This window comes from Spirosoma pulveris (assembly GCF_054781875.1).
This window is the reverse complement of sequence record NZ_BAAGTO010000001.1, coordinates 1,001,086-1,022,273: the sequence shown is the minus strand read 5'-3', so window position 1 is coordinate 1,022,273 and position 21,188 is coordinate 1,001,086. Positions and strand designations below refer to the sequence as shown.

Below are 21,188 nucleotides of genomic sequence, written 5' to 3'. Positions count from 1 at the left end.
GACTGGCGAACACGTCCTGCGATCACGAAAATCGATCCGGGCTAAAGGCGGAAATATCCATGCTGGTTGCTTTACTGCTAATCTCTTCGCTGACCAGTTTGCCCGTACCAGGCCCAAGGCTCAGGCCCATCATGCCGTGTCCGGTGGCCAGTACCACGTTTTCATACCGTTTGGGCCGGCCAATGTAGGGCAGACCATCGGGCGAGCAGGGGCGCAAACCGCGCCAGACGACATCGACTTCGGGCATGGTAACCGGAATGTCGGGATAATACTGGTTGATCGACTGGACAATGCCGCGAACCCGGTTCATATTGACCGTCATGTCGGTGCCCGCCACTTCGAGCGTACCGGCAAAACGAAGGTCGCTGCCCATGGGAGTGGCTGTAGCGCGCGCTTCTAGCATGATGGCTGGAACCCGCACGTTTTTCGTTACGTCTCGAAGGACAAAACTGTACCCTTTTCCGCCCTGCATGGACAGGCTCAGGTCCAGCATCCGGGCTAGCGTGGGGGACCACGCCCCCCCGGCCACCACAAGCTGGTCAATGGGGTAGTTCCCCTGGGCTGTCTGCACGGATGAAATACGTGTCCCAGCTTTGCCAAAACCCGTTACCGCCTGACTTTCAAGCAGGGTAACGCCCTGTTTTCGCAGGTAGGTCACCAGCGAACGGACCAGCTCGCCGGGGTTAAGGTGGGCATCGCCGGGGTACAATACCGCGCCCCGAACATCAACGCGCGCTTCCGGCTCCAGGTCCTGAACCTGCTGGCTGGTCAGGACGCGGGCTTCGATACCCGCCCGGTTGGCAACCTCGGCTTCTTCGGCCATTTCATGCTCTGCCGATGCCGTTTTGTAGAGCATCATCAGTCCTCGTTCCTGCCACTCGAAGTCCAGATCACCATTGGCGGCTAAATCCTGATAGAGTGCCTTACTGAGCAGGCTAATGTCGCGCAGGACCGGAATCGACCGCTCGACATGCTCGGGGGTTGAGTTCCTGAAAAAGAGCCAGCCCCAGCGGGCCAACTCCAGATTTAGTCTTGGTTTGACGTAGAACGGGCTGGTGGAGTTGAGCATCCAGCGCATACCTTTCGCAATCATGCCCGGTTGAGCCAGCGGAATGATGTGGCTGGGCACAATCATGCCGGCATTACCGAATGAGCAACCGTCTGAAATGGGTTTCTGATCAAAGAGTGTTACCTGATAACCCGCCTTGTGCAGGTAATAGGCTGAACTTAACCCAATGATACCTCCGCCAACAATACCAACATGTGTCATATTACCTGAAAACCGAATACGTAAGGGTCCTCTTCATCCAGAATAAGGTGATTATAGCCATGAATTCTGGCCCAGCCTTCGATGCTTGGAACAATAGCGGGTACAGTCGCCAGTTCCGTTTCTGCTTCGATACGTCCGTTGAAAATTGATCCGATGATACTCTCATGCACAAACGTTTCGCCCGGTTTCAGGCGACCCTGTGCGTACCATTGTGCCATCCGGGCCGATGTTCCTGTACCGCAGGGTGATCGGTCAATGGCTTTATCGCCGTAAAAAACAGCGTTGCGGGCCGTCGATGTTTCCTGTATCGGCTTTCCCGTCCATAGAATATGACTCAGGCCATTAATGGTCGGGTTTTCGGGATGAACAAACGTGTACTGCTCATTCATTCGTTCGCGCATGACCCGCGCCCAACCAATCAGTTGCTCGGCTTTATAGTGCTCAAGACCGGGGAAGTTGGGTTGAGGGTCGACGATGGCATAAAAATTACCGCCATAGGCTACATCCACCGTTAGCAACCCCAAATCCGGGCAGTCGACGGTGAGCTTTTCGGCTGCCAGATACGACTTTATATTCGTGATTTTTACCGACGTTACCTTTTTGCCTTCCTGCTGGTATTCGGCCCGCACGAGCCCGGCGGGTACTTCCAGATTCAATACGCCGGGCGTTTTGGGTCGAATAAGGTTTTGCTCGATGGCTACTGTAACCGTACCAATGGTGCCGTGACCGCACATGGGCAGACAGCCGGATGTTTCGATGAACAGAACCCCCGCATCGTTGGCGGGGTCGGTAGGCGGATAAAGAATGCTGCCCGACATCATGTCATGCCCCCGTGGCTCAAACATCAACCCCTTCCTGATCCAGTCGAACTCGCGCAGAAAATGCTGTCGTTTTTCGCTCATGGATTCGCCTTGCAGAAAGGGAATACTGCCGCCCGTAACCACCCGAACCGGGTTGCCGCAGGTATGCGCGTCGATACAAAAAAAATGGAATTCGGCCATATTAATTAACCGTCGTTAACACCGGCCGATTGGCCAGCGCCGTTTGAATAATCTGTTGTACCTGCTCGCGTTCGGTGCCGACGAGCGTGAGCCGGGGAGCCCGCACATACTCCGAGCCAATACCGGTTGCCGTGGCTGCCAGTTTGATGTATTGAACGAGTTTTGGATGAATATCCAGCTCCAGCAGGGGCATAAACCAGCGGTAAATGGCCAGTGCTTCGGCAACCTGACCCGCTTTGGCCAGATCGTAAATAGCTACTGTTTCTTGTGGAAAGGCATCGACCAGGCCACCAACCCAGCCGTCGCAACCCAGTAACAACGCTTCCAGCGCGAGCGTGTCAACGCCACCCATCAGCTTGAAGCGATCTCCAAAGGCGTTACGCATCCGGGTAATATTGGTCAGGTCGCGTGTTGATTCTTTTACCGCCTGAATGTTGGGCAGTTCGGCCAGTTCGTCGAACATGGCAACGGTCGTCATGATCTTGTAATCGTACGGATTGTTGTAGATCATGATGGGCAGCGACGTTTCCTGGGCAACGGCTTTGAAGAACGTGACCGTTTCGCGTGCGTCGGCGGGGTAGCGCATGGGCGGAAGCAGCATCAACCCATCGGCCCCGTTGCTTTCTGCTTCGTGAGCACGGGCAATGGCTTGTTTGGTACCTTGCTCGGCAATGTTCACCAATATGGGTACGCACCCCTCGCAGACGCCAAGTGCCGATTCCAGCAAGGTGATCTTTTCCTCATTGAGCAGTGTACTGGCTTCGCCCAGTGAGCCGCCAATGATAAAGCCATGAACACCCGCGTCGAGCTGGGCATGCAGGTTCTTTTCGAAAAGCGGCAGATCAAGTTGATCGTCGGCCGTAAACGGAGTCAGAAGTGCGGGGTAAACACCTTCCCACTGTACAGAAACTTTCATTCGTGTAATGGCTGTTGGTTTGAGTCTATCAAAGTTCTGCAATTGTTAGCCAAAGCCGTTACGAATAATTCATCTATACTAATACTATTTTCACTCATTTTGGCGATTATTGCAGAAAATAGGTCAAACATGTATTGATGAAGGCACTACTTTTTCGGGTTCCCACCGTCGATGATCGCTCATTTCGGATTGAGCGGGATAATGCTCCTCACTTTTATGGCCAACTGCATTTTCACCCCGAGATTCAGTTGACGCTCATTCAGCAAGGGGAGGGAACGCTCATTGTAGGGGATAAAATTGACCGGTTTAATCCGTATGATGTCTTGCTGCTAGGCGCTAATCTGCCCCATGTTTTGCGTAGCGATACGGACTATTTTCAGCTCGAGTCCACCCGCCGGGCCACTTCGGTTTCGGTGTTGTTCAAGGCAGAGCATTTGGAAAAGACGATGCTGAACCTTCCTGAAACCCGGCACCTGACCACGCTTTTGCAGGAAGCGCAGCATGGCGTTCGGTTACGTTGCGGAACAGGGAATGCCCTTACCCGACTGCTGGAGGTTATTCACGAAAAACGACCCTTCGAGCAATTATTGAGTTTATTGCAGGTTATGGATAATCTGGCGGCTAACCCAGACCGCGAAGTCTTGTCGGCTATGGCTTATGCCCAGCCCCAGCGCCCCGATGATCAGCGTCGGCTGGAGCAGGTTTTTTCCTTTATTCTACAGCGGTATGCGGCCCCTATCTCGCTCGATGACGTGGCTAACGTAGCTAATTTAACCCCCGGCGCGTTTTGCCGTTTTTTTCGGCAGCACACGCGCAAAACGTTTTCGCAATTGCTTAATGAAGTGCGTATCGAACACGCTTGTCGGTATTTGCGCGAATCGCAGGACAACATCAGCCAGATTGCGCTGACTTGCGGCTATACGAACCTGTCGAACTTCAACCGGCAGTTCAAGGAGATTGTGGGCATGCCGCCCGGCGAATATATTCGGACTTACCGGCTCTGACCGACCTGTTTAGTTTAGGAGCGTGTCCGCAGGGAGGATTCCCGGATAATGAGTTGAGTTTCCAGTACTTTCGTCTCCCGGGGAACGAGGGTGTGGGTCGATTCCAGTTGTTTGAGTAGCAAGCGAACGGTTTCTGTCCCCATTTCCTGAATCGGCTGGCTGATACTGCTGATGCCGGGCGAGAAAAACGCCGAAACCGGTTCATTATTAAAGCTCACAACGGCCACATCATCCGGAATACGAAGGCCTTTCTGTTTCATCGCATAGATAGCCGGGTAGGCCACCCGGTCACTAACCGTGACGACTCCATCCGGTGGCTGCGGCTGACTCATCAGGACCAGCGTTTGCAGGATGGTGTTCTCCTGGGTGTAATCGCAGTGCAGGACATATTGATCGCTAATGGGCAGATTATGCTTCTCCAGAGCCGCCCGGTAGCCTTTTACACGTTGATTGCTAAGTAAAAGCTGAGCGGGTCCCGCCAGAAAACCAATCCGTTGGCAACCATTTTCGATCAAATGTTCGGTCGCTTTAAAGGCAGCCGCTTCATTGTCGACGATAACTTTCGATACGTCAATACTTTCCACATAGCGGTCGAACAGGACCAATGGAATATTCTTCCGGGCCAGCCGCTCCACATGCTCATAGTTGTCGGTATCGCGGGAAAGGGAGATGATGAACCCCTCGACCTGACTGCGAAGCAGGTTCTGAATGTTCGTGATTTCACGGAGGTACGATTCATTCGTCTGGCAAACCAGCACACTATAGCCCGCTTGCAGGGCCGCTTCCTCAATGCTGTTGAGCATGGCGGAGAAGTAATGATAGCTCAGGTTGGGTACAATGACCCCAATGGTTTTTGTACGGCTTTTGGCCAGATTCTTGGCCAGTTGGTTGGGTTGATAATCAAGCTCTTCAGCGAGTTTGACAACCGCTGCTCTGGTATCCGGATGGATTTCCGGTAAGCCCCGCAACGCCCGCGATACCGTTGAGATAGAAATATTCAGGGAACGGGCAATGTCTTTAATCGTTACGGGTGTATTTTTCATTATACATGGGAACAAAGGCTCAATTGCGTTTTCTAAAGTGGGGATGGCTTGTCGGACGTAACAATTGGCGGGCAGGATATTCTACAACTTGTCAATATTAGCCAAAAAAACGTAAAGCCTTATTGCGGCTCGGGCAATTACCAGACGGGAAAGGCTTGTAACTTCGCGGGTAAATATGCCGTTAACGAGGTTTTTCGCATGAATGTACTCCTGCTTAAAGTAACACTAATGCCCTCCGTCATTGCCCTGATTACCCTGGCAATTCGAAAATGGGGTGGTAAAATAGGGGGGCTGATCGGGAGTATGCCCTGGGTAGCCGGACCCATTCTTTTCTTTTTTATTCTGGAACAGGGGAAGCCATTCGGTATTTATTCCATTCAGGGATCAATGATAGGAATTCTGGCCTTAATCAGTTTCTGTGTCAGCTATTCGGCCTTTTCTCGTCGGTTCAGGTGGTTGCCAACATTGCTGCTCGCCTATACTTCATACACTCTCACAGCGGTGGTATTCAATTACCTTCGGCTGAATCTGTACGTGAGCTACGCCCTCGTGATCGTAAGCGTCCTGCTGAGTCTACGGTTCTATCCGGTGCCCAACGGACCACCCGTCAGCACCCGTCGTTTGCCGTTCGACATTCCCATCCGGATGGTTGTGGCAACGTTGTTTGTGCTGGCAGTTACCGGACTAGCGGGGCTATTAGGTCCGCAATGGAGCGGTATCTTAACCCCATTCCCCATCATGACGACTATTCTGGCTATTTTCTCGCACACGCTTCAGGGGAGTACGGCAACGATCTCAACGCTACGGGGGCTGGTTATTGGGCTTCTGGGATTTACCACCTTTCTGTTCCTGCAGGCTTTTCTTCTCAAGGAGTTTTCTGTTGCGTCCTCTTTTGGTCTTGCCTTTATCGTAAATGTGCTGATCAACCTAATTGCAAGCCGTATATGGTGATAAATCGAGTCCGTTCTGCTTATGGTAGTCTAGTCGAATCTATTCCTTTTTATCTTGCGTGAAAAACTTTCAGAAAGCCTTCTTTTTATGCCTCTTGGCGGCTGGTGTTCAAGCCCAGCAACCCACTGCGCTGAAACTATGGTACAAACAACCGGCCGGTAAGATCTGGACCAATGCGCTGCCCGTCGGCAATGGTCGGCTGGGTGCGATGGTGTACGGCAATACCGAGCTGGAGATTATCAAATTGAATGAAGCCACCGTCTGGTCGGGTGGACCGAACCGGAACGAGAATCCGGATGCGCTTGCTGCCCTGCCCGAAATACGGCGGCTAATCTTTGCCGGCAAACAGGCGGAAGCCCAGAAACTGGCGGCTGCCAACATTGAGTCGAAGAAAAACAGCGGTATGAAATACCAGCCGGTGGGTAATCTGCTGTTGGCATTTCCGGGACATGAGTCGGTCACGAACTATTACCGCGACCTGGACATTGAAAAAGCCATTGCCACAACGATGTATATGATCGACGGGGTTCGGTACACGCGTCAGGTCATTGCGTCGGCTCCCGATCAGGTCATTGCCGTTCGACTGACGGCCGACAAGCCGGGTAAATTGTCATTCACGGCCTTCCTCAACAGTCCCCAGAAAGTTCAGCGGAGTATCGACGGAACTGGTAAACTTGTGATGACCGGTACCACCAGCGATCATGAGGGTGTGAAGGGGCAGGTGAACTTCAACGCCCACGTACGGGTCGTACCGGAGGGTGGGAAAACCACCAAAACAGATACGTCGGTGGTGATTAACGGGGCCAATGCGGCAACTTTGTACGTTTCGATGGCAACAAATGTTGTGGATTATAAAACCCTCACCGCCAACCCGAAAGCACTGGCCGATTCCTATTTGACCCGTGCTGAAAAACGGCCGTTCAGCGCTGTCCTGGCCGCTCACGTTGCCGCCTATCAACGTTACTTCAAGCGGGTTTCTCTGAATCTGGGCACATCGGAAGCCGCCAAACTGCCCACGGACGAGCGTATTCGGCAGTTTGCCTCGGGAGATGATCCGCAACTGGTATCGCTCTATTTTCAGTTCGGGCGTTACCTGCTTATTTCGGCTTCGCAGCCCAGCCGCAACGGCGTTGTAGGGCAAGCGGCAACCTTACAAGGGCTTTGGAATGACCGGATGGACCCACCCTGGGATAGTAAGTATACCATCAACATCAATACCGAGATGAACTACTGGCCCGCCGAAGTGACAAACCTCACGGAGCTGCACGAGCCTTTGGTTCAGATGGTAAAAGAACTTTCGCAAGCGGGTCAGGAAACGGCCCGGGTTATGTACGGCGCCAAAGGCTGGGTGGCGCACCACAACACCGACCTCTGGCGGATTACGGGCACCGTCGATCCCATTTTTTATTCAATGTGGCCAATGGGCGGGGCATGGCTAAGCCAGCATCTATGGGAGAAATACCGGTATTCGGGCGATAAAGCCTATCTGAAGTCGGTTTATCCGGCCATGAAAGGAGCCGCCGAGTTCTTCGTTGATTACCTCGTCGAAGACCCCAATCATCATTATCTGGTTGTTTGCCCTGGTATGTCGCCCGAGAATGCGCCGTCCACCCGGCCGGGTATATCCATCGATGCGGGTGTCACGATGGATAATCAGCTTGTGTTCGATATTTTCACCAATACCATTCAGGCGGCTAAAGTCCTCAATGTCGACGCCGAATTTGTGAAAATTGTGGCGTCTAAACTGGCTCAGCTACCCCCCATGCAGGTTGGCAAACACGGCCAATTGCAGGAGTGGATTGATGACCTGGACAGCCCGGACGATAAGCACCGGCATATTTCGCACCTCTACGGACTCTATCCATCGGCGCAGTTCTCGGCTTTCCGCACACCGCAGTTATTCCGGGCTGCCCGCAACACTTTAGAGCAACGGGGCGACGCATCGACGGGCTGGTCGATGGGATGGAAAGTAAACTGGTGGGCGCGGTTGCTGGATGGAAATCGGGCTTATCGGCTCATTACAAATCAGTTGTCTCCCGTTAGTGAGGGCCGGAACCGGCCCGGCGGAACAGGGGTTGGCGGTACGTATAACAATCTGTTCGACGCCCATCCACCATTCCAGATCGACGGGAATTTTGGCTGCACGGCAGGCATCGCCGAAATGCTGATGCAAAGTCATGACGAAGCCATTCATTTGCTTCCTGCACTGCCCGACCGCTGGCCTGCGGGAACGATCAGCGGCCTTCGGGCGCGGGGTGGATTTGAAATCATTTCGCTCGACTGGAAAGAGGGCAAGGTGGCCAGTGTAACCATCAAATCGACGCTCGGCGGTAACTGCCGGATTCGCGTACCCAATGAGTTACAGGCAAAAGGCTTTAAAACCGTTCTGAACGCAGCAACGAACGCTAATCCATTTTATCAGCCGGTTGTTGTGAAAGAAGCGATCGTTTCACCCCAGGCGCAACTCATCCTGGCAAAACCCAGGATCGGGCAGGTGTACGACTTTGCGACCCAGCCCGGGAAAAGCTACACCCTCATCATGAAGTAAGGTTGACGCCCGCCGATTCGGGTATAATGTCCGTCATTACCTGCTCAATACGCAGCCTGAACCTGCTTAGTGCCAGATTCAGGCTGCGTATGCTTTTCGAAGCACGCTGCCAATCAGGCTACCGGCAAACGTGAGCCCGACAGAACCGTACAGGCTGAATACTTCGACCTCCCGATGCGTACTAACCGGATCTGGCCCAACCAGTCCGTAGTAGCCAACCAGAATAAAAAAGGCTTGTAGTAGGGCCAGCATCCATCCTTTTTGTGGCTCAAGAAAACCAAGGCCAACGGCCGAAGCCGCAGCCCACAGGTAGGGCCAGTGAATAACCGGACTCTTCTTGATAATGTAAAGCAGAATCAACCCGCTCATAACCGTAACGCCAGCGTTCAGCACAAGCTGCCGATCAATGAATGCGCGTTTGCCTGGTAGCTGAATCAATGCCCTGCTACGACCCAGTGCCTCAAGCCGGCTGGCTTTGTCCAGATCCTGCTGAGCGTCCAGATCCTGGTGCAGTTGCTGGCGCGTGAGACCACGCCAGTAATAGGGCTCGGCGGCTTCACCGTGGGAATGGAAAATCGCTTTGTCGAAATCCTGAAATGCCGTAACATAGTCATGTGCCTGGTGATGGATTTGTCCACTTTCGATATGTAGTTCAGCGACAGTGTCATCGTAGCTTTTCCCCCGGCTCAGGTCGTCGAGGGCGGCTTTTGTATCGCCCAGCGTCCGGTAAATGCGGGCCCGGTAAAGGTAAGCTACCGACGAGTCGGGCTTTGTTCGAATCACCTCATTGAAATAAGCAAGTGCTTCGGCCAATTGATCATTCTGAAATAGAGTGATCCCATCTCTTAGGCGTTCGGCCTCGATTTCGGCCTTAGACCGTTGATCGGCATAGTAGCGCAAATAAATGATGTACCCGATAAAGGCAGTAAGCGCCGTGAGTTCAAGCATAAGCGTGCAGGTAAGCAGTCAGCAATTTTGGTATGAATTGGTCATTTAAACCACTTACATAACCAATAAACAGGACCTTTACGTGCCCGAACGAGGTAGTTGTTGGCTAATGGGGATTTGCTCCGGTAGCCATGAATTGGCAATCAAAAAAATGGTTTACTAATCAATTGACTTACTTACAAAACTGGTTTAACGTAAGGAGTTGATTAATAAACCATTCGTCTGATCCTAAATACACAACGAATCAATAACCCGGATTTTGCGTGAGGCCTGGGTTGAGGGTCCTTTCCCGGAAGGGGATCGGATACAGCCTTTTGGTAGCAGACGGGCTCATGTTGGCGTTGGCCGGGTCAATGGCTGTGTATTTTGCTTTAAACGCCTGCATGGTCGCTACTTCTTTGTCCCACCGGATGAGGTCGTACCAGCGGTGTCCTTCAAAGGCCAGTTCAACCCGACGTTCCTGCTCAATGGCTAACTGGGTATCGGCTTTTGATAAGCCCGTTTTCTCAGCCAGCCCGGCGCGTTTACGAATGGTGTTTACCTGCGTGAGCGCCAGGTCGGTTTTGCCGTTGTTGTTGGCGGCTTCGGCATACATCAGGAGCACATCGGCGTAGCGCAGTACCGGCCAGTCGTTTTCGCCCTCGTTCTGGAGCGTCACGTAGTAAATGAATTTTTTAGCCCAGTAATACACGTTCGGGGTGGTTCCGTAAATGCCCATAAAGGCATCCCGGCGCACATCACCCTTTTCGTAGGCGTCGAATAAATCCTGCGTGCCCGTGTTGAAACTGTTGCCCGTTACGCCGATAATTGAAGTGCCGGATGGCTGGGGCGCAAAGTTGGCCGAGTAGGAGTTTCCTTCACCAAAACCTCCGCTCACGTATTGCACTGCAAACACAATCTCATCGTTGTTGTCGCGGCCTACGCCAAACACGTCGGTAATGTTCGGTAGAATCCGGTAGGTTCCGGCAGCAATCACCTCGGCTAGTTTCGCTTCGGCTTCGGGCCATTTCTTCTGTTGCAGATACGCTTTTCCCAACAGCGATTTAGCGGCTCCGCTCGTAGCCCGGCCAATGTTGGCTCCCGTGTATTTGGCGGGCAACACTTTTTCGGCTTCCAGCAGGTCTTTTTCAATCTGTGCATACACCGTAGCAACCGGACTGCGGGTGTAACTATAGGCGTCAGCTTCCGTCGTTATCTCTTTCAGCACCAGCGGCACATCGCCGAAATAGCGAACCAGATTGAAATACATCAGCGCGCGCAGGAACTTTGCTTCGCCCGCATACTGATCCTTGGTGGCCGTGCTGGCAAACGAAACCGGGGCTATCTTATCCAGGATAACATTGCAGTTCGAAATAGTCCGGTAGGCATCGTTCCACGCACCCGACATGTTGGTGCTGGAGGGCAGGTAGGTGAACTTGTCCAGCTCGCCCTGCCCTACTTCGTTCTCGCCGAACGTCCGGGTGTTGTCCGACGGTACTTCGGTGTAGAGAAAATAGGAGTTGTAAATACCCCGCAGGTTCCCGTAGGCACCCGTCAGCGCCGAGCGAATATCGGCTTCACTCTTGTAAAAACTCCCGACCGGAATAACGTCCTGAGGAATCAGGTCAACGAATTTCTCCCCACAGCCGCTCGAGAGGCAAATAAGCCCCGTGAGAACCAGTAATTTTATAGATTTTGTGTACGCTTCCATACGGTTTTTAGCAATTAAGTATCGATAAAAGTAAGTTGTCAGTGGGATCAGAATCCGATATTGAGGCCAATGGTGTAGGTACGGGCCAGCGGATACGTACCCTGATCGACACCAATCTGCACGGGCGAATCGGGAACCGTATTGGTTTCCGGGTTATACCAGGGGTAGCTGGTAAAGGTGAACAGATTCTGCCCCGTTATGTAGATGCGGGCCGACTGAAGCTTGATCTTGTTCAGCAAAACGGTCGGTACGGAATAGCCCAGCGTGAGGTTACGAATACGGACAAAGGAGCCATCGAAGAGCAACCGGTCGGTCAGGTTATTGCCGGGGTGAATGCCACCCGCTCCAGCCGCCGGGAAGTCGGTATCGCGTGTTGGATTGGCCGGGTCGAACTGGTTGCGGAAGTAAAGCGGAATGGTGTTAAACACCTGATTGGCCCAGATATGCCGCAGGTTTCCGTTAATGACGTTCACGCCCTGAACACCCTGTAGAATAAGACTGAGGTCGAAGTTTTTGTACTGGAAAGAGTGCGTCATACCCCATATGTAGCTTGGAACGCCTTTACCCACATACACCCGGTCACCCTCGTCAATTTTATTGTCGCCGTTCTGATCTTTGATGATCCAGTTACCTACTTTATCACCCGAGGCAAACTGAGGGTACTTGCTCAGATCGTCGGCGTTTTTGAAGACGCCTAGCACCTGATAGCCGTACATGTTGCCCAACTGTTCGCCTACCCGAACCTGATAGACGTTGTTCCAGCCAAAAATTGCAGCTACGGGGGGCAGCGATGCAGGACCGCCCAGATCCATAACCTGGCTCCGGTTGCCCGAAATGTTCCCGTCAATCGTCCAGCGAATTGCGCCTACGTTGATATTGGCCCGTGCGGTCAGTTCGAGCCCCCGGTTGCGCAGGCTGCCAATATTCGTGCGGAAGTTGGTAGCGTAGCCCACGATACCCGGCAGGTCTTTCTGGAAGAGCATACCGGTTGTCAGTCGGTTGTAATAGTCGATACCCAGCGTAAACCGGTCGTTCAGGAAGCCCATTTCCAGACCAAGGTCAGTCTGAGTGTTTTTCTCCCAGGTCAGGTCATAGTTGGCAAATCCATTCTGCGCGTAGCCGAATGTGCGGGCCTGGTTGAAGCTATAGTTTCGCCCCTGCACGCTGTTGGTCCAGTTGAAACTACCGATGTTGGCGTTGCCCGTTTCGCCGTAACTGGCCCGGAGCTTGAATTCGCTGACGGTGTTCTTCAGGCCCGACCAGAATTTCTCTTCGCTGATTCGCCACGCACCCGACACCGACGGGAAGGAAGCAAACCGGTTGTTCGGGCCAAAGCGCGACGACGCATCCCGGCGAATAGCTGCCGAGAAAATGTACTTGCTCTTGAAGTCGTAGGTGATCCGTCCGCCCATCGACAAAAACGCGTTCTGGTCGTAGTTCAGCTCACCAATCCGGTCGGGAGAGGCCAGCGGGTTATCCAGCAGACTAGTCGTGTAACTACCCGACCGGCCCGAAGTTGCCGTATTTTTAGCCTGTAGTTTTTGCAGCGAATACAGACCCAGCAACGAGATGTTGTGGTTGCCAAACGTTTTGTTGTAGGTAGCCGTGTTTTCCCAAAGCCAGTCGAGGGTCACCGTTTGCGATTCGCGGGCAAAAATCTGACCCAGCACCGGGTTCGTTGAATTGGCACGGGGAGCCGATTCGTTCGCCAGATTGGCCGGGATATACGCCGACTGGTCAAAAATGCTCAGCGTAGAGCCGAGGGTTGTTTTGAGCCGCAGATTGGCGATAGGCTGCCACTCCAGAAATCCATTCCCGAAGAGCCGGTATCCTTTCAGGTTGTTCTTGCTGAGTTCCAGCACCGCCAGCGGGTTGTAGAGGTTGGTCTGGTAAAAATTGGTACCATTAGGGTTGGTATTGCCATTGAATGACTGCGCATAATCGCCATTGGGCGTATAGATCGGCAACGTTGGCGGCATATCGATTGCCGAAATGATAGCACTTGGCAACCCCCGTGTTCCACTCGTTTCGGTGCCATTCGAGCCGTTAAACTGACCGGCGGCCTGCTGCTGGAACTGGCTGCTGTAGGAAGGTGCCACCGACATCCCCATTTTTAACTTCGGACTCAAATCGGCATCGAGGTTGAACCGCAGGTTATACCGTTCGTAAGAGGAGCCTTTTAAGATACCATCCTGCTTGAAATACCCGCCCGATACCGCAAAGCGAACCTTATCGGTACCACCCGTGGCCGAAATCTGATAGTTACTGATCATCGCCTGACGGAAAATAGCATCCTGCCAGTCCGTGTCTGGAAGGCTATCAGGTTTGGTCTCGAAGACTTTAGGGTAAAGTACGTTCTTAAGTTTGGACGAGTATATAGCGTTTTCAATGTATTGATCGCGGTTCAGGAGCTGGATTTTTTTGGCCAGTTGCTGAACGCCCGTGTACACCGACACATTGAAGGTTGTTTTACCCGCTTTACCGCGTTTGGTCGTTACAATCACAACGCCGTTGGCCGCCCGTGATCCGTAAATAGCAGCCGACGCGGCATCTTTCAGAATTTCCATCGACTCGATGTCGGTTGGGTTGATGAGCGCAAACTGAGCCGGGTCCTGTAACGGATACCCATCTACCACATATAGCGGAGTGCTACCCGTGCTGAGCGAACCAACACCCCGGATTCGGATTGTAGGCGGTGCGCCCGGCGTGCTGCCCCGGTCCGATTGCACCTGAACGCCCGCAGCCAGAGCCGCCAACGCTTCGCCCGGTGTACTAACGGGCTGAATGCCAATATTTTTTCCTTCTACCTTGGCAATGGCCGTCGACAGGGTTTTACGCGACTGTTCGCCGTAACCAATTACAACAACTTCGCTAAGGCTCTGGTTATCAACCTTCATCTGAATGTCTATCGTTGTCTGATTGCCTACCCTAACCTCCTGTTTTAGATAGCCAACGGAGCTGAAGACAAGCACGGCCTCGGGCGTTGGGACACTGATTCGATACTGGCCTTTCTCGTCGGTGGCGGTTCCGGTTGTGGTTCCTTTCACGGCTACGTTGGCACCGGGCAGACCCACGCCCGCTTCGTCGGTAACGCGGCCCGTAACTTGTTGTGCCGCCGGAGTGGCAAGTTTTGCCGGTTCAGAACCAGACGCCGACCGGCGCGTCACATGCGCCGAAGCAAGTTGCTGAGCCGATAGCGGCAAGGCTATACAGGCAAGGAAAAGCAGGAGAACGGCCAGCCCAAGACCGTTGTGTACATGTTGTTTCATACTGTACTGGTTTATAGGTGATCAATAAAAAATTGGGTAATTGCTTTTGGAAAAACTACCCCACCCCCCTTGAAAAAGGGAAAGGGTTGGGGTGGTGTCTGTTCACTAAACAATTAGTCATTTACTTAGTCCACTACCCATTTCCCCCTGGCCAGATGGACTTCCCGTTGCGAGATGTACCAGGTTTTTCCGTTGTCGTTATTTCCCTGAAAAAACAGGTGTATCCGTCCCTGAAGGTCTTTGAACACGTGGGGGTGGCCCGATTCACTGGCGTTCCAGGTGCCCGGTTCGCCATTTTTGAGCAGAGGTTCTGTACCCTGTCGCTGCCAGCGAACAGCATCCGAACTGACCGCCACCCCGATTTGCTGGGGCTCATTGTTGTACCCGCCCGCGTAGAACATATAGAGCGACTTGCCCACCGGCAGGCAGGAAGCGCCTTCTACACATTTCTTTTCCCAGGGCAGCACGGGCTGTAAAATGGATGAGTCGGCGAGGAGTTTCCAATCATCGCGACCGAAGTTGGTGGTCAGCGGGGCGGCTGCTACGCCCTGCATCTGGGTCGTGTAAGCCGGGTTACGGGTGGCGAAAAAGAGCAGATACTGATCTTTGTACTGAACCACTTCGGCATCAATGGCCCGGCCGCAGGTCCAGTCACCCGTAGGACGAAAAATGGGGTTTGTAGCATCCCGCGTGAAGGCCAGACCATCGGGCGAGACTGCATGGCAGATGGCGTCTTTCTCGCGGTTGCCATAGGTCTGGTAAAACAAGTGAACCGATCCATCGCGCACAATGGCACAGGGCGCACACAACCCGTTTTTCTCATACGGCGCGTTGGGGTCAGGTGTTATTTCGCCCACCCGCTGCCAGTCGATGAGGTCTTTACTTTCGGCAATACCGATTCCCCAGCCCGCATTCGACGGCCCGGCCGGGATCGAATAATACATGAGGTAGCGCCCTTTAAAGGCAATGACGTGCGGATCTTTGGCAAACGGGCGACCCAGACGAGACGTGTCGCGGTACATCATCTGCCGACTGGCCCGTGGGTTGTCCGGCAATTGCCATCGGGCAATGCTCCCCATCGACAAAATACCAACGCCAGCAAGTACACTGGCTATTACGATGAATGGCAACTTCATTCTTCTTAACATGAGTATATTTTATCTGCAAATAGTACAGAATGATACGCACAAAAGACGTGAATTTGCCAGCCAGAGAGGGCGCCAGACGTGCCAAAAAAGGGACGAGATGTTGTAAGAAGGCAGAATTACCTGGCTTTATTCGCCAGAATATCATTCAGGTATTCCGTTGGGGCTTTACCGTAGTGCTTGCGGAAGGATTTGGTGAAAGAAGAGCGGGTTTTGAACCCAACAGCGTTGGTAATTTCTGAAATGTTCAGTTTTCGCTCCAGCAGCAACGCCAGCGCGTGGGTCAACCGGATGTTGTAGATGAACTCGATGGGTGTCTGGCCGGTGATCGCTTTCAGCTTACGAAAGAGGTTGCTGCGGCTCATATTGACACATTCGCCCAATGCTTCGACGCCGAACTCCTCGTTGTCGAGGTTTATCGTGATGGTATCGATGATTTTTTGCAGCAAGGCCTGATCGAGTGGGTTCGTGCTGATATTCTCCGGAATAAGAACGCCGGTAGCCTGATACTTCTGAATCAATTGTCGGCGGTTCTCAACCAGTTTCTCAACCCGAACCGCCAGCAAACCCGGGTGAAACGGTTTGGCCATATACTCATCGGCACCGGCACCCAGACCTTCCAGAGCGCTTTCGACGGCGGTTCGGGCGGTGAGCAGAATAAATGGGATATGGCTGGTGGCCAGATCGGTTTTGAGCCGCCGACATAATTCTATCCCATCCATAACCGGCATCGATACATCACTGATGACGATATCAGGCTCGTGCTGTTGAATGAGCCGAAGGGCCTCCTGCCCGTTTGCCGCTTTGCGAATCGTATACTGCGACTGGAAGGTTAGCTCCAGGTAGTTCAGCACATCAACATTATCATCAACCAGCAGCAGGCTGGCTGGACGCAGTGCATCGGTGGGCAAAGGCGGCTCGTTTAGGGGTGGCCGCTTCGTTGGCAAAACTGGCATCGACACCCGGTCGGCCGCGATGGGCTCGATGGCTGTGGCTGGCAATACCGGGAGCAACACCGTAAAACAGGTGCGCACGTTGGGCTCGCTCTGCACCGAAATCTGTCCTTTGTGCAAGTCAACCAGCCCTTTTGCCAGCGATAACCCGACCCCGGTGCCGCCTTTGATGGTTTCGGATTGGAAAAAGCGTTCGAACAGATGCGTTTGTTCGTCTGGCGTAATCCCTTTTCCGTTGTCCTCCACCGCAAAGCAAAGCCATTCGTTCGACGCGCTGGTTTCCGTTGCAGCCGGTACTACCCTGACGCTGAGCTGAACGTAGCCTCCGGCGGGGGTGAATTTCATCGCGTTGAACAGCAAATTCGTCAGGATTTTATCCAGTTTATCCGAATCAATCGGCACATGCAGCGGCAACGCTTCTATCACCAGCCGGAACTCAATGCCTTTTTGTTGAGCCAGCAGCTCGAAATTGGCCACCACTTCGCGAATGAAATTACGGAGGTCAATGCGTTCGAGTTGCAGCCTGAGCTTTCCCTGATCCATTTTCTGAAACGTCATCAGTTCGTCAATGAGCTGCAACAGTTTCCGGGTGTTTCGCTGTACGTATTCGACCTTCTGCCGAACGGCTCCCTGAACTTCTTTGGCTAAAACCAGGTCTTCAATGGGGCCACTGATCAACGACAGGGGCGTTCGAAACTCGTGGGAAACATCGGTAAAAAACTGGAGTTTAAACCGATATAGGCGATCCTGCTGTTCTTTTTCCCGCTGCGTAAATGCCAGCAACTGCCGCTGTCGTGACTGGATCAATAGATAGCGGACAATCAGCAACAGAGCCAGAACAAACAGCAACAGATAAGTTGCTATTGCCCAGTTACTTTTCCAGGGTGCAGGCAGCACTGTCACCGTCAAAAGGGCGGGTATGGGGCTCCACTGGCCGAGGTAATTAGCGGCCTTCACGCGAAAGCGGTAGGTGCCGGGGTCCAGATTGGTGTAAGTAGCGGACCTGTTTTGAGCGTTTGTGTATACCCAGTCTTTATCGAACCCTTCCAGTTTAAAGGCGTAGGCATTACGGGCAGGATTGGAAAAATGCAGGGCCGAGAACCCCAGGGTCAACACATTGTTCAGGTGATTCAGGGTGATCGACGGGGTATGCCCGATGTCCTGACGCAGTAGAGTATCGCCGTTGATCACCTGACCGATAGTCACTGGATTATTGACAACTTTCAACTCCGTCAGAGCTACCGGCGGCACACTGGAAACGGGATGAATGGCGCCCGGATCGAAGATAACAAAGCCATCTGACGTACCGAAAAGCAATTTATCATCCGTCAATCGACAGCCGCCATTGTATCGAAAGCTACTACCTCTCAGGTAGATCCGGAACTGTTCCTGCCGGGGCGAAAACCGCGCCAGCCCTTTAATGGTACCGAGCCATAAATTCCCTTCCCCGTCGGGCAACATACTATTGACGGCTTGCGCCGGCAGGCCGTCTGTTTCGGCATACGTTTTAAGCTGATATGTGTTCCCGGCCGCTAGTGTAAGCTTGTTTAGCCCGGCATCGGTCCCTACCCAAAGAACATTTCTGGGGTACTCAAGAATTGTAAAAACCGTATTCCCTGCCAGACGCTGTTTGGCCTGATCGGGGGCTATCTGGCGAAAAACGCCTGTGGTGGGATTCAGACAATACAACCCGGCGTTTTCGTACCCAACCCAGATCATGCCGGTATGATCTTCGTAAATGGCCCGCACAAAATTGCTCTTGCCGGTCTTTCCGTTGAGCAGCAGTTGATTAGACTTACCGTTGGGGCTTTTTCGATATAAGCCAACATTGGTACCTATCCACTGGTTTTTGCGGGAATCGGTCAGGAATGCGTAGGTGGCCAGACCGGGCAGATCGACGGTCTGGGCAGCGGAGGCATTAGCAGACAAGCGGATAGCGCCACCCAGTGTACCGAGCAACAGGGAACCGTCGGCATCCGGGTAAATGGCTCGTTGTTCATTCAAAAACGAGTCGGTGGGACTAAAGCGGATATGTTGGGTGGCCCCGGTTTTGGCATTGTACCGATACAAACCCGATTTGACCGTACCGAACCAGATGGTTTCGCCGGTTGACGAGTAGATGCTGCGAACCTGATCCTGAGCATGCTGGTTGAAAAAAGTATAATACGTAAAGGGCAGCAGTTGGAGATCGGTTTTGTTCAGGCCGTTTTCGGTACCGCACCAAAGCACATCCGTCCGATCAATCAGAATTTTATAGACCGTATTGTTGCTGAGGCTCTGGCCGTTTGTCAGATTATGCTGGAAATAGTGCAGGTCAGCCCGACCGGATACAATTTGATCGATCCGGGCTACGCCGTTATTGGTAGCGAGCCAGATCGTGCCCGATTTCGCCTGGCACAGGTCTAGAATTTGCAAATCCCGCTTTTCCGGTCGCCCATTAACGAAGGATTTCATGGGCTCTATCGCGCCATAGCGACCGGTCTTTTCGTCGAAGTGCAACCGAAACAGACCGTCCATGAACGAACCGACATAGAGATCGTGGTTCACTTCGAGCAGCGACGAAAACCGGTCGCCAAACGGATTCAGCCGGGCGGTCAGCGGAAAAAAATCGAAGGTATCCGTTTGCGTATGGTACTTCACCAGCCCTTCGTTGGTTGTCATCCAAATCACATCGCCGTTGGAGCGAAGCAGTCGGGAAATACGTGTCGTTAAAGGTAAAGCCGAAAACCGCCTGAACGTCTGGGTTGCCGGATTAAAAACGGTGAGGCCTTCGGGGGTGGCAATCCAGAGCTGCCCCGCATTATCGAATACAAGGCTATTAATTTGATTATGAAGCAGAGAGTTGGTCTTCCCGGTAATATTTCGATAATTGGTAAACGTTTTACGGCGTGGATCGAACCGGCTCAGGCCTTCTTTCGTCCCGATCCAGAGCGAATGATCAGCCGCTTCGCAGATGGCGTTGGTCCAGCTTCCGGCCAGGCTATTGACGCCGTTTTCGTGGTAGTAGTTCGTGAACGAGTACCCGTCATACCGGGCCAGGCCATTCATGGTGCCCACCCACAGGAAGCCGTTACTATCCTGAAAAAGTGCCCGCATACGGTCGTCGGGTAGGCCGTTACGGCTGTTGTACTGCTCAAAAATCAGATCGGTGCTGATGACATCGCTGACCGGAATACGCGTTTGAGCACCAGACCGGGATACGAACAGCACCGTGAGCGATGTACAAATCAATGCAAATAGCCTCGGATTCATAAGAAATCGCCATTTACCGTTGACGTACCAAACAAAGGCCACTTCCCACTTTATATAATATAAAGGCTGGCTAACGCAGTTTATAAAGAGAATGCAGTAACGTGCGTTAGCGCTTGGCGGGACCGTTAATCGGATTCCGTTGGAAACGGATCGTTTGTTAGGAAATTTGTTAATTTTAAGAGCAAACGAATTCAGACGAACATGAGCGAAATTAAAAAGGAAGACCTTAAGCAGGAAGTGTTTGACCTGTACGATGATTATGCCCACGACCGTATTGACCGGCGCGACTTCGTGCAAAAGCTGTCTACCTACGCCGTAGGGGGTATTACGGTAGCTTCGTTGATGGGTTTTCTCATGCCCGACTATCAGGGCGCAATCCAGATTAAAGAAGATGACCCCCGCATAACATCGGAGTACATCACTTATCAGTCGCCCAAAGGGGGAGGAGCGATCAAAGCATTACTGTCGAAGCCTGCCAATGCCAAAGGCAAACTTGGTGGTATTGTTGTCGTTCACGAGAACCGGGGACTGAATCCACACATAGCCGATGTAGCCCGACGAGCCGCACTTGCCGGGTTTGTTTCGATTGCTCCCGATGCGTTGAGCCCTTTGGGTGGCTATCCGGGCAACGACGACGATGGTCGTGCGCTGCAAAGTAAACGGGATAGAAATGAAATGTTAGAGGACTTTATAGCGGCCGATGACTACCTGAAAACCCAGAAAGATTGTAACGGAAAAGTGGGTGTTGTTGGCTTTTGCTTTGGGGGTTGGATTGCCAACATGATGGCAGTGCGGATCCCCGATTTATCAGCATCGGTTCCATTTTATGGCGGGCAGCCTACGGGTGACGATGTGGCCAAAATAAAAGCCCCCCTGCTGTTGCATTATGGCGAACTCGATAAAGGTGTCAATGCAGGCTGGCCAGCCTACGAAGCCGCTTTAAAAGAGAATAAAAAGGAATACACGGCTTACGTCTATCCAAATGCGAACCATGGCTTTCATAACGATACAACCCCACGTTATGACAAAGCCGCGGCCGAACTGGCCTGGAAACGTACCATCGACTTTTTTAAAGCAAAACTGGCCTGATTGTAACTGCACCGAAGCTATTGCGTTTTGCCGTTTCGGAGTAGTTTTTTCTGTGAACGCTTTCCTGCTGTGCTACAGAAGGAGCTACTCCCCAACTTATCATTCTTAC

At 52.7% G+C, this 21,188-nt stretch carries 13 protein-coding genes; 4 read left to right on the top strand and 9 right to left on the bottom strand.

Annotated elements, in window-relative coordinates; genetic code table 11:
- Positions 1–22: 22 nt before the first annotated feature.
- The 3 genes from ACYVJM_RS04135 to ACYVJM_RS04125 are packed head-to-tail and all read right to left on the bottom strand — an operon-like array spanning position 23 to position 3,187.
- Positions 23–1,270 carry an NAD(P)/FAD-dependent oxidoreductase gene (locus ACYVJM_RS04135; protein ID WP_461146937.1) on the bottom strand — a complete coding sequence of 416 codons (1,248 nt, stop codon included), beginning with the start codon at positions 1,268–1,270 and terminating at the stop codon, positions 23–25.
- Positions 1,267–2,271: a 4-hydroxyproline epimerase gene (locus ACYVJM_RS04130; protein WP_461146936.1), complete on the bottom strand. Its 1,005-nt coding sequence runs from the start codon at positions 2,269–2,271 to the stop codon at positions 1,267–1,269. Before ACYVJM_RS04130 ends, ACYVJM_RS04135 begins: the two co-directional genes overlap by 4 nt.
- A gap of 1 nt (position 2,272) precedes the next feature.
- On the bottom strand, positions 2,273–3,187 hold the full coding sequence (locus ACYVJM_RS04125; protein WP_461146935.1) for a dihydrodipicolinate synthase family protein: 915 nt from the start codon (positions 3,185–3,187) through the stop codon (positions 2,273–2,275).
- Between the two features lie 137 nt (positions 3,188–3,324).
- Between ACYVJM_RS04125 and ACYVJM_RS04120 the strand changes: the two genes are divergently transcribed.
- A complete protein-coding gene (locus tag ACYVJM_RS04120) occupies positions 3,325–4,191 on the top strand; it encodes an AraC family transcriptional regulator (RefSeq protein ID WP_461146934.1) in 867 nt (288 codons plus the stop codon).
- Positions 4,192–4,205: 14 nt separating this feature from the next.
- Here the strand turns inward: ACYVJM_RS04120 and ACYVJM_RS04115 are convergent, their stop codons facing one another.
- Positions 4,206–5,234, bottom strand: coding sequence for a LacI family DNA-binding transcriptional regulator (locus ACYVJM_RS04115; RefSeq protein WP_461146933.1), 1,029 nt, complete (start codon positions 5,232–5,234; stop codon positions 4,206–4,208).
- Positions 5,235–5,432: 198 nt separating this feature from the next.
- On the opposite strand from ACYVJM_RS04115, the gene ACYVJM_RS04110 reads away from it, so the two are divergent.
- Positions 5,433–6,185, top strand: coding sequence for a hypothetical protein (locus ACYVJM_RS04110; RefSeq protein WP_461147726.1), 753 nt, complete (start codon positions 5,433–5,435; stop codon positions 6,183–6,185).
- A 58-nt stretch (positions 6,186–6,243) separates the two neighbouring features.
- Positions 6,244–8,733, top strand: coding sequence for a glycoside hydrolase family 95 protein (locus tag ACYVJM_RS04105; protein ID WP_461146932.1), 2,490 nt, complete (start codon positions 6,244–6,246; stop codon positions 8,731–8,733).
- Between the two features lie 78 nt (positions 8,734–8,811).
- Here ACYVJM_RS04105 and ACYVJM_RS04100 read toward each other — a convergent pair whose 3' ends face one another.
- The 5 genes from ACYVJM_RS04100 to ACYVJM_RS04080 form a co-directional block, all read right to left on the bottom strand.
- Positions 8,812–9,681, bottom strand: a complete 870-nt coding sequence (locus tag ACYVJM_RS04100; protein ID WP_461146931.1) for a tetratricopeptide repeat protein — start codon at positions 9,679–9,681, stop codon at positions 8,812–8,814.
- A gap of 244 nt (positions 9,682–9,925) precedes the next feature.
- Positions 9,926–11,371: a RagB/SusD family nutrient uptake outer membrane protein gene (locus ACYVJM_RS04095; RefSeq protein ID WP_461146930.1), complete on the bottom strand. Its 1,446-nt coding sequence runs from the start codon at positions 11,369–11,371 to the stop codon at positions 9,926–9,928.
- A 47-nt stretch (positions 11,372–11,418) separates the two neighbouring features.
- A complete protein-coding gene (locus ACYVJM_RS04090) occupies positions 11,419–14,640 on the bottom strand; it encodes a SusC/RagA family TonB-linked outer membrane protein (protein ID WP_461146929.1) in 3,222 nt (1,073 codons plus the stop codon).
- A 125-nt stretch (positions 14,641–14,765) separates the two neighbouring features.
- A complete protein-coding gene (locus ACYVJM_RS04085) occupies positions 14,766–15,776 on the bottom strand; it encodes a family 43 glycosylhydrolase (protein ID WP_461146928.1) in 1,011 nt (336 codons plus the stop codon).
- A gap of 128 nt (positions 15,777–15,904) precedes the next feature.
- Entirely contained in the window at positions 15,905–19,990 is a 4,086-nt protein-coding gene (locus ACYVJM_RS04080) for a hybrid sensor histidine kinase/response regulator transcription factor (RefSeq protein ID WP_461146927.1), read from the bottom strand.
- Between the two features lie 201 nt (positions 19,991–20,191).
- Between ACYVJM_RS04080 and ACYVJM_RS04075 the strand changes: the two genes are divergently transcribed.
- Positions 20,192–21,079: a dienelactone hydrolase family protein gene (locus tag ACYVJM_RS04075; RefSeq protein ID WP_461146926.1), complete on the top strand. Its 888-nt coding sequence runs from the start codon at positions 20,192–20,194 to the stop codon at positions 21,077–21,079.
- Positions 21,080–21,188 lie beyond the last annotated feature (109 nt).